We start from the raw sequence: 14784 nt of genomic DNA, 5'->3' as shown, positions 1-14784 counted from the left end.
AATTTCAACTTTCGCCATGATGTTAGACGAGTGAAGGGTGAAAAAAGTTGTAACATTTCAGATAAAATTTTCCGAAACAGCCAGTGTTTTTTTAAACACACAAAAAAAGAGCGGAAATTGCTTATTCCGCCCTTTTGATCGTGCTTTTATTCTTCAAATTCAAGCTCTTCCTGAGTTTCTTCCGATTTTTCCGTAACACCGTTATTGTCCAAACCGTAATGTTCACGGATTTGTTCTTGAATCATCAGCATGATGTCTTTATTTTCTTTTAAGAACTGCTTGGCATTTTCACGGCCCTGTCCGAGGCGTTCTTCTTCATAAGAATACCACGAGCCGCTTTTTTGCACGATATCAAGTTCAGTTCCAAGGTCGATGATTTCCCCTTCTTTGGAGATTCCTTCACCGTACATGATGTCCACTTCAGCCGTACGGAACGGAGGAGCGACTTTGTTTTTTACGACTTTAATTCTCGTTTTATTCCCCATCACGTCGTTACCCTGCTTTAATTGCTCGGCACGGCGCACTTCAAGACGCACGGAAGAATAGAATTTCAGCGCGCGTCCGCCCGGTGTCGTCTCCGGATTTCCGAACATAACGCCGACTTTTTCACGAATCTGGTTAATAAAGATTGCGATTGTTTTAGATTTATTGATGGCCCCGGAAAGCTTACGGAGCGCCTGAGACATGAGACGCGCCTGTAAACCGACGTGTGAGTCACCCATGTCACCTTCAATTTCAGCTTTTGGAACAAGCGCCGCAACAGAGTCAATGACTACGATATCAACAGCTCCGCTTCGCACCAGCGCTTCAGCAATCTCCAGCGCCTGCTCTCCCGTATCCGGCTGAGACAGAAGCAGCTCTTCGATATTGACACCGAGCTTTTGCGCATAAACAGGATCAAGGGCATGCTCAGCATCAATAAATGCTGCCTGTCCGCCTTTTTCCTGAACCTCAGCGATTGCGTGAAGCGCTACGGTCGTTTTACCTGAGCTTTCAGGTCCGTACACTTCAATAATCCGTCCGCGCGGGTATCCGCCTATTCCGAGAGCGGTATCAAGTGCAAGGGAGCCGCTCGGCACCGTTGAAATTCTTGTATCCGTTTTTTCCCCGAGCTTCATGATGGAACCTTTGCCGAATTGTTTTTCTATTTGCTTAAGAGCCATATCTAAGGCTGCCTGACGATCACTCATTTATTTTTTTCCTCCTTTATCTTGCCACTACATATACTATACCTTGTTTACTGACATTTGCCAAGAAAAAAGCGAACGCATATTCGGATTTTTTCCGCGTTCGCTTTTCTTCAAAAGAACATAATTCCCTTCGTAAAAATTAAAAATCAGAGAAAACGCCCTTTTAAAACTTTATTTTTGATCCAGCATTTTTAAAATGAGATGGCAGCCGTATTTAGCGGCACGCTTTCTGATGCCGGTTCTTGATCCGGCAAAGTTAAATTCATGCACCTCTTCTTTTCCTTCCGCGGAAATGCCGATAAAGACGCGGCCCGGGGCATGCCCTTCCTGCGGATCCGGACCCGCAACTCCTGTAAAGCTGATACCGATATCACTTCCGGTCAGCTTTCTGACACCGGCGGCAAGCTCGCGCGCGCACTCTTTGCTGACCGCTCCGCTATCTGTGAGCGTCTCGGCTTTCACACCGAGCACATGCTGTTTCACGCTGTCGGAATAACAGACCACGCCCCCTGCAAAAAGTTGAGACGCGCCGCTTAAATCAGTCACCCACTCTGAAAACAGTCCGCCTGTAAAGCTTTCGGCAGAGGAGATCGTGATTCCGTTCTGTCTGCATGCTTTTGAAAGCTCCTTCACCAGGGACGTATCATCATATCCGTAGAAAAATTCACCGACACGTTCTAAAATGGCGGCTTCCGTTTCTTTTAAAAGCCGTTCTGTTTCTTTTTCATCGGCATGTTTCGCCGTTAAACGAAGCGTAACCTCGCCGTCAGCGGCAAGCGGCGCAATCGTCGGATTCGTCTGCGCGTCAATGATATCTTCTAAATCAGCTTCAAGCTGAGATTCACCGATTCCGAAAAACCGCAGCACGGTTGAAACGATTTTCTCATTTGAACCGAGCTTTTTAAGAAGCAGCGGCTTCGCTTCATTTTCAAACATCGGACGCAGCTCGCTCGGCGGTCCGGGAAGCAGCATATAAAGCCTTGATCCGTGCTCTGCAAGCATTCCCGGCGCCATGCCGAAATGATTCGCCAAAACGTCCGAGCCCTCAATAACGAGCGCCTGTTTGCGGTTATTCGGCGACATGGTCCGTTTTGTTTTCGCGAAATACTCTTCAATCGACCGGAACGCTTCGTCATTCAGAACGAGCGGGCGTCCCAACGTGTTTGCAATGGTTTCTTTTGTTAAATCGTCCTTGGTCGGTCCGAGGCCGCCTGAAAAAATAATCAGGTCCGAGCGCTCTTCGGCAATGCGGATGACTTGCTTAAGCCGCTCCGGATTGTCACCGACAGCGGTGTGGTAAAACACGTTTACGCCGATTTCCGCCAGCTCTTTACTGATAAACTGAGCGTTCGTATTGGCGATCTGTCCGAGCAGAAGCTCTGAGCCGACTGCAATGATTTCCGCTTTTTTTGCTATTTCCATGTTCAAGTCCTTCTTTCTTAGTTAGATGTTTTTAACGCATCCCAGTTCTTCGCAAAATAATCCCAGCCGGAAATGACTGTGAAGAGCACAGCCACCCATAAAGCGATATCGCCGAACGGGAAAGAAACGAGCTCAAACGGGAGATTATGAAGTAAAAGCGCTGCAACAGCGATGATCTGAGCCCATGTTTTAATTTTTCCCAGCATATTGGCGGCTACGACTTCCCCCGTTCCCGCCAGCACAAGTCTTAGTCCCGTTACGGCAAATTCGCGGCTGATGATGACGATGACCATCCACGCCGGCGCAAGGTCAAACTGTACAAGCGTAATTAATGCCGCAGACACAAGCAGCTTGTCAGCCAGCGGATCTAAAAATTTCCCGAAGTTTGTCACGAGGTTCAGCTTTCTGGCATAGTAGCCATCCACCCAGTCAGTCGTTGATGCGATAATGAATAAAACAGCTCCCGTAAGATGTGCGACCGGAATCGATTCATCCCCTATATGAAGGCTGCCCCACTGAAAAGGAACAAGCATGATAATCATAAATACAGGAATTAAAGCGATTCTTGCCAGTGTGATTTTATTCGGTAAGTTAAACATAAAGCCCCTCCAATAATATGTACTCGGACGTGAAGAAAAAGTCATCTTAATCGTTCAGATGACTTTTCCCCTTTTATTTTTTCATCTTGATTGTTATGGTCTGCGCCATCACATCATGCGGATTGAGTTCATAGGACAGAACCTCTCCGTTGATTTTAATTTTCAGGTTAGGGGCATAGCCCGTGCGTATTTCAATCTGCTTTTGATCTGTGATGTCTTTTTTGTAGGTTTCGCCTTTTTGCAGCGTCCCTTCTTTTAATGAACCGCCGCTGTCATCACGGACGCGGATCCAAGCGTTGTCGGAAGCAATCAGTTCAAGCTTGTACTTATCAGCTCCGGAAACGTTGTATGAAGAAGCGGAGCCTTCTGTTCCGGCCGCTTTGATCTCTGTCTTTTCACTGCTCTTTTCTTTCTTTTTCTGCTCTGGCGCTTTTTTGTCTTTTTTGCTGTCAGTCTGCGCTCCGTCATTTGTATTGCCGTCGTTTTTCAGCGCAGAATCCTTAGGAATCTCATACTTGCTCTCACTTTGGGTGACGGCCTTATTGCTGTCAGTCTGCCCGGACTTGCTTATTCCAAACTGAATAATCGCATACACGATCGCAATGACGATAATCACACCGATGACAATAAGAACGGTCGGAAGCCATTCCGCCGCCTTTGAAGACTTAGGCAGCTCCCTTTGCATGGCGAGACCGGAGATTTTCTCCGACACATCGTCATGATACGTGTTCGGGATGTCTTTTTTATATTCTTCAAATAATTGGTCTGAATCAAGCCCGACAGCTTCTGCGTATTGCTTGATAAACGCCCGCACATAAAAATTGCCGGGAATGACATCATAGGAGCCTTCTTCCAGAGCGGTTAAGTATCTTTTCTGAATTTTCGTCGCCGCCTGGAGTTCATCCAATGACATCCCTTTTTCCTCTCTGGCTTCTTTAAGCCGGATTGCTAATTCTGTCACAACAAACACCTTCCAATATTAAAAATCAAAGCTTGAAAAACCGGTCTGATCAAATATTTGCGGTTCTTCTGCATGTTCATATGTAATGACTTCGTCAGGATCATTTCTGAGTTCGATAATATAATCGAAATCATCGAGCGTATACTCCGAATTTTGAACAAAAATATCCGGGTGCTCCACGACCTTTGTCGCCGGGAGCCTCATAATTTCACTGACGAGCTGAAGATGGCGCTCAGAGCCCCGTCTTGTCGAAACGATGCCATCAAGGATAAACACGTTTTCCGTGCTGTATTCATCGGCAACCAGCTGGCTGCGGATCGTTTGTTTTAACAGCGTTGAAGATACGAAAAGCCACCTTTTGCTGGCGCAGACGCTTGAGGCAACGATGGACTCCGTTTTTCCGACCCGCGGCATTCCCCGGATTCCGATCAGTTTGTGTCCTTCTTTTTTAAACAGCTCAGCCATAAAGTCAACCAAAAGGCCAAGCTCGTCCCTTTCAAAACGGAAGGTTTTTTTATCATCGGCATCACGCTGAATGTATCTTCCGTGACGGACTGCGAGACGGTCGCGAAGCCTCGGTTCTCTCAGCTTCGTTACTTTAATGGTCTCCATTGTTTTTAAAATTGATTCCAATCGTTTAATTTGATCTATATGCCGGCATCTGAGCAGCATTCCCCTTCTGGAAAGGTCGACACCGTTAATTGTGACAATATTAATTGACAGCATCCCGAGAAGAGATGAAATATCCCCGAGCAGGCCGGGGCGGTTCACTTGAATTTCATATTCAAAATACCATTCGAGCTTTGCCAAATGATATACCCCCTCCATTGTGGCAAATTTTTACCTTCCTTTATCATAAAACATTTTTCTCTAATTAGAAAGAAGAATGTTGCTCTATAGAGGAAAACATAAAAAAAGAGAGGAGAAATCCTCCCCTCTTAATGAGTGCTGTTATTTTCAACAAGCTTCACCATCATATTTGCAATGGCGCGCTGTTCATCTTCAGAAGCAACGCTCCAAAGATCAGCAAGCACTTTTTCCTGATGGTTTTTCGAGTCGACTTCGTTCGCAAGGTAACCGCCGATTTCTGTAGCGAGGTCAGTGATCGTTTCATCACTCATCCCTTTTTCCTGTGCATAGTTCAATCTGTCACCAAGGAAATTCTTCCAATTATCCCAGTTTTCTAATACTGACATGTTGGCTTCCTCCATTTCATCTGTTGTTACAAAATTATTTTGTCCGTGCAGATGCAAACTATACACACATTTTTTTCAGCAGTGCCAGCCGCCGTTTACCGATAATATATGTCCGGTAATATAGGAAGCCTTCTCCGATAATAAAAACGCTGCCGCTTCGGCGATTTCCTCGGGATTTGCCAGCCGGCCCGCGGGTATTTCCTCTGCCAATGCTTCTTTTTCATCAGACGTAAACTGATCAAGCATATTCGTATCAACGGCGCCCGGTGAGACTGCGTTCACGCGGACGCCGCTCGGAGCGAGCTCTTTGGCAAGCGCTTTGACGAACGAATGCTGCGCTCCTTTGACCATGCTGTATAACACTTCGCACGATGCGCCTGTTTCTCCCCATACGGAACCGATCGCGACGATGCCTCCGCTTTTTTTCCGGATCATGCCGGGCACCAGATTACGCGCCAACAAAAACGGGCTCGTCACATGCAGCTGCACCATCTCCCGCGCCGTGTCATCCGTCACGTCCGTAATCAGGCCGAAATGACTTTTGCCGCTGTTTAATATCAGAGCGTCCACAGGCTGTTTAACGGAGCGGCTGAGTGTCTCCGCGCCTTCCGGTGAGGACAGATCCGCCTGAATAACGGAAGCTTTTACACCGAATGATGCGCTCAATCTTTCCGCAAGCCTGTGTGCGGCTTCTTTATTAGAATGATAATGCAAAAGCACGTCATATCCGTTTTTTGCGAGGACTTCACTTATACTTTGTCCGATTCCGCCGCTTGCTCCGGTGACGAGCGCTGTCTGTTTCATCAATCAACATTCCTTCTTTCCCCAGAAAAACATCCCTCAGGGCGTGAGGGATGTTTTTTTATGATTTTGGCACGACTTTGCAGACTGTCAGCCTGTCTTCTGACACTTCTTCTTTAATGACCCGCTCTACGTCTTCCAGGGTGATCTGCTCCAGTACGGTTACGACATCAAACAGACTCATATCTAAAAAGGCGTAGCGCGTGAATTGGTTGGCGATATATTCAGGCGAATTGAGCGCTTTTAAAAATGACCCGATTTTCTTTTTTCTCGCCAGGTCAAGTTTTTCCGCAGTCACGGCTGATCCCGCATCAAGCAGCATCTGTTTTAATTCGTCAGCAAGCTTATCCGGCTCCGGTGTATCTCCTCCGACAGAGGCAAAACCGAATCCGTATTCAGCCGTATAATCAAAGCTGAAGGTTTCATCAATGTAGCCTTTGTCGTACAAGTCGCCGTAATGCGGTGAGCTTTTTCCGAAGAGACATTCAAGCATGAGGTTCATGCTGAGCTCGTGCTTCAACAGCTCCCGCCCCGTTTTATAAGGGTTTTTCGCCTTTAAGCCGACAAGACATTTTGAGCCTTGGACGTTCATTTTTAATTCCTGCTCCCGGCGGAAAACCGCTTCCTGCTCCTGAACTTCTTCACGTTTGATTTCAGGCTGATCTGTAAACGGCTTTTTCTCCTGGTTTTTCCGCACCTGGCTGATGATCGCTTCAGGATCAACGGGCCCGACGATAAAGAGCAGCATATTGCTCGGGTGATAAAATGTTTCATAGCACTCATACAGCAGATCTTTCGTAATGTGTGAAATGCTTTCTACCGTTCCGGCAATGTCAATTTTCACAGGGTGGTCTTTATACATATTTTCGATAAGACCGAAAAACAGCCGCCAATCCGGATTATCATCATACATGTTAATTTCTTGGCCGATGATGCCTTTTTCTTTTTCCACTGATTTTTCCGTGAAATACGGATCCTGAACAAAATCCACGAGTGTTTCCAGGTTTTTCTCTACATTTGAAGTGCTGGAGAACAGATAAGCGGTTCGTGTAAATGAAGTAAAGGCATTTGCCGACGCCCCCTGCTTACTGAAGTCCTGAAACACGTCGCCGTCCGCTTTTTCAAACAGTTTATGCTCAAGAAAATGCGCGATTCCGTCAGGGACGTGAACCATTTCTTCCTTATTTAAAGGAACGAACTGATTGTCAATGGAACCGTACTTTGTCGTAAACACGGCGTATGTTTTATTAAAGCCCTGTTTCGGCAGCACATAGACATCAAGGCCGTTTGCCATTTTTTCATGATACAGCGTTTCTTGCAGCTGTTCGTAGTTTATCGGTTTAGTCAAGATGCTCCCCCCGTCCCTTTTAAGAAATAAGTCGTATCCAGCTTGATGTTCTTTCCGACATTGATAATGTCCTCTTTCGTCACTTTCTCGATATTGTCAAGGAAAGTTTCGATCGGTATCTCCACTTGGGCTGAAGCCTGCTGATACAGAAATTCCGCTAAGCCGTATGCCGTATCAATCGTTTCTAACACTTGGTTTTTAATAACGGCTTTCGTTTGGGCGATATCGTCCTCTGAAAAATCACCGTTTTGCATAGCCTGAAATTGTTCTTCAATAATGGTGACGGCCTGCTTATAATTTTTCACTTCAATGCCTGACATGACCATCAGGAGCCCTTTGAAGCTTTCCACCCTTGAGGCTGCATAATAGGCGAGACTCGCTTTTTCACGGACATTTATAAACAGCTTTGAATGAGAAAAACCTCCGAACAGCCCGTTAAACACTTGCAATGCCGGATAGTCCGGGTCTGTGTATGTCGTATTGGTCCGGAATCCGATATTCAGTTTGCCTTGTTTGACGTCCTCTTCATCAATGACTTCCTTCGGGTCAGGCTGTTCATTCGCCGTGCTTCTTTCTAAAGGCTGCTGCGCCCGTTCGTCCGTTTTAAAATACGTATCAACAGCCGTTTTCACTTGATCTGTGTCAACATCACCGATGACATACAAGTCCAGCTGATCTTCGCGTATGGCTTTTTGATAGGCTTCATACAGATCTTGCGGCGTAATGTGTTCGACATCATCGATCTCGCCGTTGACGTGAAGGGCATACGGTTCGCTTTTGCACATTTCCTGAACGAGACGGAGATTAGAATATCTCATTTTATCGTCATATACGGCTTGAATCCGCTGTTTCAGCGTCCGTTTTTCCTGCGTGACATAAAGGGGCAGGAAGGCGCCGTTTTCCAAAGCAGGCGAAAAGACAAGCTCTGATAAAAGCTGAAGCCCTTTTTCCAATAATGGTGTGCGGTCCTTCAGATATTTTTCATTGGGAATCTCAAGCCGGAACGTAATAACATGACGTTCTCCCTTTTTTGTCAGATCAGCGGAAACGGATGTCCCGTACAGCTCATCGAAATAAGAACGCAAATCAGCGGTTTTCGGCCGGCTTTCTGTACCGCGGAGAAGCACATGAGGAAACAGCGCCCTTTTTGTTACGAGCTCTTTCGTTAAAGGAGCCAGCATTTTAAACGTCAGTGAAACGGTTTTAAATTTCTCAGTCTTTACGATGTGGGCGGTGATTCCGCCGTGCTTTGACTTCATTTCATTTACGTAAGTCATGTGAAACCTCCTTCGTTCATTCTTTAATAGTATGTATTATGACCAAAATTCAGCATTCGCAAAAAAGAGTGCGCAGATGTAATTATATCAACTGGAGGATTTATAAGGAAACAAAAAACCTCTGCCCAAAAACAGGCAGAGGCATTGTACGTTATTTTTTCAAATTGAAAGGCCACCAGTTGGCTCTTCCGAATATTTTCACCATAACCGGTACAAAAAACGGAAGGACAACAATTGCATACATGAGGAGGCCGGTTAATACCACGGTTGCAATTTCCAAAAGGGAAAGAACGCCTGACGGCAGCATGGCCGCAAAGGTTCCCGCTAAAATAATTGCCGCCGAAATGATGACCGAGCCCATATTTTTCATACTGCTGATCATCGCGGCTTCCGTTCCTTCTTTTTTCAGCTCATTAAAGCGGTCCATTAAAAAGATGGAATAATCCACACCAAGAGCCATCAGAATGACAAAGCCGAAAAACGGCACGGCCCAGTTTACGCCCGGATACCCGAAGAAGTGTGTAAAGATGTATTCCGTCACCCCGATGGATGCGAAATACGTCAGGACGAGCGAAGCCACTAAATAAACCGGCATAATAAGGGAGCGCAGCATCACGATGAGAATCAGAAAAATGCCCGCCAGCATAAACATTGCCGTCCGTTTGAAATCTGAATCCGATACTTCTTTTAAATCGGCATTCATGCTGGAAACCCCGGAGACGCCGAAAGAGGCATTTTTCAGATCCGTGTTCGGAATGATCCTTTTAACGCTCGCTTTGATCGCTTCAATATCTTGAATAGCCGTATTTGAATAAGGGTTGTTATCAAGAACAACTGTTAATTCTGTCGTTTTTCTGTCATCTGACATGTACGTATTAAACACGCTTGTGAAATCGCTATTTTCCAAGGCGTCTTTCGGCACAAACCAGCCGGCCATTTCTTTGTCTGACGCCTTATGAAGTTCACCCAGATAATCATTCGCCCCCATCATGCCGCTTGACACTTTCTTAAGCCCTTTTACACTATCGTTAAGGCCGGAAGAAAGATCGCTGAGCTGGGAAGAAAAATCACCGAGACCGCTCTGCATTTTTTTCTGCCCCTCCGCGAGCTGATCTGCCGCCGATTCAAGGCGCGGCATTTGTCCGGCGAGAGCCCCCTGGCCGTCTGACACTTGCTGAAGGCCGTTTTCAATTTGGGTCAGACCGTTAATCATTGCGTTAATTTGGGTGTCAATCTTTTTCTGGGCGGCTGACAGTAGGGAAAATTGTTTTTCCGCTTGCTGCAGATGATCCTTTTGACTGTCAACCTCTTTAGAAAACGCTTCGGCGTCTCTATTTGCTTTGGAAACGGCTGACTGTACATCTGTAAAAGCAGATTTGATCACTTGATAGGACGGATCAGCTTTCACTGCCGGTATCGATGCTTCCAGTTTTGCAAACGGCAGCCGGTTAAGCTGTTTGTTCAAATCAGCAAGCTGCCTGCTCGCTTCATTTTTCATCGGCAGAACGGTTTTGACCAGCTTTAAAGCGTTTTGCGTTTCTGAAGCGAGACCGCTGTTTTGGCTGAGCTGCATAGAGAGCATTTGTTTCTGTTCTTCAATCTGCTTTCTCATTTGAGCGACGCCGGCTTTATTCTTATTGACGCCCGCCTGCAGTTTATTCAGGTTTTCTCCTATATCAGAAAGCCCGGATTTCAGAGACAGTGTTCCGTCAATAAGCTGATTGACGCTTTTTCCCGACTCTTCAATCTGCGGCTGTGAATCAGCTAACGACTTTGCGGCATGCCCTAAACCGTCCGTTATTTTTTCAAGTCCTGTATTGCCTTTATCAAGCCCTTCTTGAAGCTGTTTTGCCTGATTTGTGACAAATAATTGATTCAATCCGTTTCCCGCAGGGCGCGTGGCGCTTCTGACCGTTTTCACACCTTCTGTCTTTTCAAGTTCTCTGCTGATTTTTTCGATATCAATCAGGTGTTTTTCGGTATTTAATTTGTCGTCATTTTTGATGACAACTGTCGCCGGAAGAAGTTCTCCGGGGCCGAATGCGTCTGAAATCGTATTAAAGGCGCGGACGGATTCATATTTATCCCCGATTTCGTCAAGGCTGTTGTAAGATAGAGCGCCTTTGTAAAGAAGGATAGGCGGGACGGTGAATACCGCCACGATTGCAAGACTGATAAGCGGCCTTTTAAATGAAAACCGCCCTGCCGTTTCCCATGCTTTGCTTTGCGGATGGGAAATATCGCCCTTAACAGGCCAAAACAGTCTTTTTCCTAAAACAGCCATAAAAAACGGCACGATCGTCATGAGTGCAAGCAGCAGCACTGCGACGCCGACCGCAACGGCGGCTGCCGACTGATACAGTTTAAATGTCGCAAATCCGATGCAGGCAAATCCGATCAATACCGCTCCGCCGCTATATAAAACCGTCTTTCCGGCCGTTTTATAGGTCACGACGATCGCTTCTTTTATATCAGCGCCGTGAGACAGTTCTTCTTTAAAGCGGCTGAGAAGCAGGATGCAATAGTCTGTGCCGATTCCGAACATAATCGCAACCATAAAAATCTGCGTAAAGGTTGAGAGCGGGAAATCCAGCTGATCGACTAAAAATGCGACAATGGACTGGCTGACTAAATAAGAAATTAATACAGATAAAAGCGGCACAAACGGAGCAACCACTGACCGGAATACAAGAATCAGCACGATCAGGATAAAAGCAACCGTTATATATTCAGTCTTTTTTAAGCCGTCCTGCGAGCTTTTCAACACATCTTCGTCAATCAGCGACTGGCCTGTGATGCCGTATGATACACCGTACGGTTTCAGTTCTTTATCAATTTTGTTTTTTATTTTGAGGATGTCATTTTTCGATGTATCAAGCTGCAGCTGAACGAGCATCGTTTGTCTGTCTTTTGACAGAAGCTGTTTTTTGACGTCTTCATTTTTTTCCCCGAAATATGAGGTCACCGTTTTAATATGAAGCGCTTTTTTATGTTCAGATAAGGTGTCCACAGCCTCCTGCAAACGAGCTTTTTTGTCTGTCATTAAGCCTTTCTCGTGAAATACGATGACGGCTGAAGAAGACGGTGCGTCTGAATCAGACATTTCATCAAGCAGTTTATGGGCGTAAGAAGAGGAATATCCGTCCGGTACGGAAATCTGGCCTTTCTCCCGTGTCAATTCAGCCATATCAGGCGCTGTAAGCATAAATATCACCGTTGCGGCGATCCATGCCGCGGCGATGATCCAGCGGGCTTGGATAATCTTTTTCATTATGTCTGCCGATCCTCCTCTGTCATCATCAGTCGATATAATTTTTCGTATGTATTAACGAACATTTCCGCCTCGTCTTCATCAAAATGCATAATGTATGAACGGACGAGATCCTCAATCCGCCGCTCCACCCGGTGAAATACTTCCGTCCCCTTTTCCGTAACGTTTAACAGAATGCTCCGGCGGTCGCTTTGGCTCCGTTCTCTTTTGATGTATCCTTTTTCATACAGGCGGTTCGTCATGGATGTAATGGCGCTTTTATTGACGTGGCATACCGCTGCCAGTTCAATTGATTTGCAATCGGGATTGAGCATAATATAGCGGAGTATGTAATATTGATCCAATGTCAGCTCTTTGTTCACTTTTTCGGCGATAATGCTGTCAATTTTTTTTAAGACGTGCAGGTATACATCGGCATAACGCTGAATGAGCTGTTTTACTTTTTCTTCATGCACCTTTTCCCCCTCCTTTAATAGTTAATATGTTTAACTATTAAAGAATAACGAGCTGACGGTATCATGTCAATATTCAGAATCAAATAAAAAAAGACAGTGCAGATTACACCGTCTTTAATGATTCCTTTTTTTCTTTTGCTTGTGAAGAGATATTTAACAGCGCTAAAAATACTGATACAATGCCGCAAAAAGCAGATAAAATGAAAATCAGCCAGCCCGCATTTGACATCAGTGCGGCAAATATCGGCGGTCCCGCCGCTACTCCGATAAACCGCATGCTGTTATAAAATGAGGTGATGGTTCCCGATTCCTCGTTGTCTACGCCTTCTGTGATGACAGCGTCTAAAGCCGGCAATGCCATTCCGATACCGATACCGCTGACACACAAGAAGATAAATAATAAATAAAAACTGTGATTCCACCACAGGCCGATAAATGACAGTGTCACGGCACTCATTCCGAAAACGATGCAAAACTTCATTTTGCCTTGGTCTTTCCCGATTTTTCTGCCTGCTATATACGAACTGACGGATAAAAATAAAAGCGGGATTGCCAAAAGCGCTCCTTTCGCCACACCGTCAATTCCGTACTTCTTCTCCAGCGAGTCTGATAAATAAAACAGAACCCCGAACAGCAAAAACATAATCACGCAGCCGATGATAAATACCGTAAAGAGCCAGCGGCCGTCACGCTTAAATATGTGACCCACATTTTTCACGAATTCGGAAATAGAAGGCACTTCTTTTTGCTTTTTTTCCGGCTTATCCACCATAAACAAAACGAGAAAAAAACTGATGAGCGAAAAAAACGGAATGAACCAAAACGGCATAAACCAGAACCAAGCAGCCAAGAGCGATCCGAGAATCGGACTTAGTACTTTCCCGGCTGTGTTTGACGTTTCAATGTCGCCGAGCCCCGCGGTAATCCGCTCATCATCACCCTTGAACAAATCACCGATAAACGGCATCACAACAGGAGCCGCCCCTGCCGAACCGATTCCCTGAAGCACCCGTCCCGCCAAGATAATGGGATATGGATGCTTGAACGCGGTCGAAGCTATCGCGGCAATCGCGCCGCCCGCACCGGCTATGAGAAGACAAGGCAGAAGGACCTTTTTTCTTCCGAATTTATCGGACAGATATCCGGCAATCGGAATACAAATAATCGCCACAATCGAATATACCGTTATAATTAACGATACTTGAAAAGACGATATGGACAGCTTCTTTTCAATCATCTGAAGGACGGGAATCAGCATCGAATTCCCGAGTGTCATGACGAGCGGTACAGAAGCCAAAGCAATGATATTTTTCGTTCCATTTTTCTTCTTACTCAACTTATTCACCCATTCACTATACTTGGTTGTTTCCTGTTTTATTGTGTCTTGCGGCAAACAAAGTATGTACGAACGGCGCAAATAAAAAAACAGACACATGACGCGTCTGTCTTAAAAACGTTTTCTGACAACATGAAAGCTGAACTTATCAGCCCGGAAATAATTTAATGAATACAGCACAGGCTCATCATGCTGATTATAGTGGGTTTGTTTCAGCAATAAAAGCGCCGTCTCCGGTTCGCACTCCAAAACCGGTGAAATCGTATCGTGGTATCCGATCGGTTCAATATCAGCAACGGCATAGCTGATCACAGATTCGGAGTTTTTTTCCAAGAGATCAAAAATGGATTCCTGTTCATGACAGAAAGAATTCGGCAGAATATCCATCGGAATCGTATCCAGACAGTAAACGACCGGAGTGCCGCTTGCCGTTCTCACGCGCTCCAAATAAAAAAGCTCCTGCTCAGGCTCAAGCCGGAATCTTGCGATATCTTCATCAGACGGTGTAATAACCTGAGACGACAAAAAAATCGTACCCGGCACCATGTTCGCTTGCTGAATCATTTTCGTCACACTGTTGAGCTGTTCAATACCTGAAAGAAACAGCGGTTTTGTATGGACGAAAGTGCCCACCCCGTGCCTTCTGATAATCACATGCTCCTCTTCAAGGATACGTAAAGCTTCACGCAGAGTTGCCCGGCTGACACCCATCGATTTTGAAAGCTCAAATTCAGAAGGAAGCTTTTCCTTTTCGGTGTAAATTCCGTTTTGTATATCCTCTTTGATTCGCTCAATCACTTTTAAATACAAGTGACGATTGTCAGCTTTTGTAGACATGTTTCCCCTCCGTAAACCACTTTCATAAATTATTGAACAATTGGGACAACTATATCATGTTTTGATAAAAAAATAAATAGGAATGATTTTG

At 45.5% G+C, this 14784-nt stretch carries 13 protein-coding genes; all 13 read right to left on the bottom strand.

The annotated features are described in order from the left end of the window. Window positions 1-146 precede the first annotated feature (146 nt). Window positions 147-1190 (bottom strand): recombinase RecA, encoded by a 1044-nt coding sequence (gene recA / locus AADZ70_RS04425; protein ID WP_016936063.1) that lies wholly within the window; start codon window positions 1188-1190, stop codon window positions 147-149. A 171-nt stretch (window positions 1191-1361) separates the two neighbouring features. Further along, window positions 1362-2612 carry a competence/damage-inducible protein A gene (locus AADZ70_RS04420; RefSeq protein WP_342007776.1) on the bottom strand — a complete coding sequence of 417 codons (1251 nt, stop codon included), beginning with the start codon at window positions 2610-2612 and terminating at the stop codon, window positions 1362-1364. Between the two features lie 17 nt (window positions 2613-2629). Further along, window positions 2630-3211, bottom strand: a complete 582-nt coding sequence (pgsA, locus tag AADZ70_RS04415) for a CDP-diacylglycerol--glycerol-3-phosphate 3-phosphatidyltransferase (RefSeq protein WP_016936065.1) — start codon at window positions 3209-3211, stop codon at window positions 2630-2632. A 73-nt stretch (window positions 3212-3284) separates the two neighbouring features. Beyond that, on the bottom strand, window positions 3285-4172 hold the full coding sequence (locus AADZ70_RS04410; protein WP_016936066.1) for a RodZ domain-containing protein: 888 nt from the start codon (window positions 4170-4172) through the stop codon (window positions 3285-3287). Window positions 4173-4190: 18 nt separating this feature from the next. Further along, on the bottom strand, window positions 4191-4982 hold the full coding sequence (locus AADZ70_RS04405; protein ID WP_007409819.1) for a YmfK family protein: 792 nt from the start codon (window positions 4980-4982) through the stop codon (window positions 4191-4193). Window positions 4983-5110: 128 nt separating this feature from the next. Beyond that, window positions 5111-5368 (bottom strand): DUF3243 domain-containing protein, encoded by a 258-nt coding sequence (locus AADZ70_RS04400; RefSeq protein WP_003154150.1) that lies wholly within the window; start codon window positions 5366-5368, stop codon window positions 5111-5113. Window positions 5369-5443: 75 nt separating this feature from the next. After that, window positions 5444-6172, bottom strand: coding sequence for an SDR family oxidoreductase (locus AADZ70_RS04395; protein ID WP_095240826.1), 729 nt, complete (start codon window positions 6170-6172; stop codon window positions 5444-5446). Between the two features lie 58 nt (window positions 6173-6230). After that, window positions 6231-7517, bottom strand: a complete 1287-nt coding sequence (locus AADZ70_RS04390) for a pitrilysin family protein (RefSeq protein ID WP_016936068.1) — start codon at window positions 7515-7517, stop codon at window positions 6231-6233. Further along, window positions 7514-8794 (bottom strand): pitrilysin family protein, encoded by a 1281-nt coding sequence (locus AADZ70_RS04385; protein WP_047474934.1) that lies wholly within the window; start codon window positions 8792-8794, stop codon window positions 7514-7516. Before AADZ70_RS04385 ends, AADZ70_RS04390 begins: the two co-directional genes overlap by 4 nt. Window positions 8795-8945: 151 nt before the next feature. Beyond that, window positions 8946-12065 (bottom strand): MMPL family transporter, encoded by a 3120-nt coding sequence (locus tag AADZ70_RS04380; RefSeq protein WP_342007775.1) that lies wholly within the window; start codon window positions 12063-12065, stop codon window positions 8946-8948. After that, window positions 12065-12520 (bottom strand): MarR family transcriptional regulator, encoded by a 456-nt coding sequence (locus AADZ70_RS04375; protein ID WP_342007774.1) that lies wholly within the window; start codon window positions 12518-12520, stop codon window positions 12065-12067. The genes AADZ70_RS04380 and AADZ70_RS04375 overlap by 1 nt, the downstream gene beginning before the upstream one ends. 103 nt (window positions 12521-12623) lie before the next feature. Next, a complete protein-coding gene (locus AADZ70_RS04370) occupies window positions 12624-13796 on the bottom strand; it encodes an MFS transporter (protein WP_342008040.1) in 1173 nt (390 codons plus the stop codon). A 171-nt stretch (window positions 13797-13967) separates the two neighbouring features. Then, window positions 13968-14693 (bottom strand): GntR family transcriptional regulator, encoded by a 726-nt coding sequence (locus AADZ70_RS04365; protein ID WP_016936073.1) that lies wholly within the window; start codon window positions 14691-14693, stop codon window positions 13968-13970. Window positions 14694-14784: the final 91 nt, after the last annotated feature.

The organism is Bacillus sp. YBsi01 (assembly GCF_038406745.1).
In the GTDB taxonomy this organism is placed as follows: Bacteria; Bacillota; Bacilli; order Bacillales; family Bacillaceae; genus Bacillus; species Bacillus siamensis.
This window is presented reverse-complemented; position numbering and strand designations above follow the sequence as displayed.

What these genes read in the sequence shown, in the direction of transcription:
- recA (WP_016936063.1), bottom strand. Translation starts at nt 1,190, where the DNA reads ATGAGTGATCGTCAGGCAGCCTTAGATATGGCTCTTAAGCAAATAGAA.
- AADZ70_RS04420 (WP_342007776.1), bottom strand. Translation starts at nt 2,612, where the DNA reads ATGGAAATAGCAAAAAAAGCGGAAATCATTGCAGTCGGCTCAGAGCTT.
- pgsA (WP_016936065.1), bottom strand. Translation starts at nt 3,211, where the DNA reads ATGTTTAACTTACCGAATAAAATCACACTGGCAAGAATCGCTTTAATT.
- AADZ70_RS04400 (WP_003154150.1), bottom strand. Translation starts at nt 5,368, where the DNA reads ATGTCAGTATTAGAAAACTGGGATAATTGGAAGAATTTCCTTGGTGAC.
- AADZ70_RS04395 (WP_095240826.1), bottom strand. Translation starts at nt 6,172, where the DNA reads ATGAAACAGACAGCGCTCGTCACCGGAGCAAGCGGCGGAATCGGACAA.
- AADZ70_RS04385 (WP_047474934.1), bottom strand. Translation starts at nt 8,794, where the DNA reads ATGACTTACGTAAATGAAATGAAGTCAAAGCACGGCGGAATCACCGCC.
- AADZ70_RS04380 (WP_342007775.1), bottom strand. Translation starts at nt 12,065, where the DNA reads ATGAAAAAGATTATCCAAGCCCGCTGGATCATCGCCGCGGCATGGATC.
- AADZ70_RS04370 (WP_342008040.1), bottom strand. Translation starts at nt 13,796, where the DNA reads ATGACACTCGGGAATTCGATGCTGATTCCCGTCCTTCAGATGATTGAA.
- AADZ70_RS04365 (WP_016936073.1), bottom strand. Translation starts at nt 14,693, where the DNA reads ATGTCTACAAAAGCTGACAATCGTCACTTGTATTTAAAAGTGATTGAG.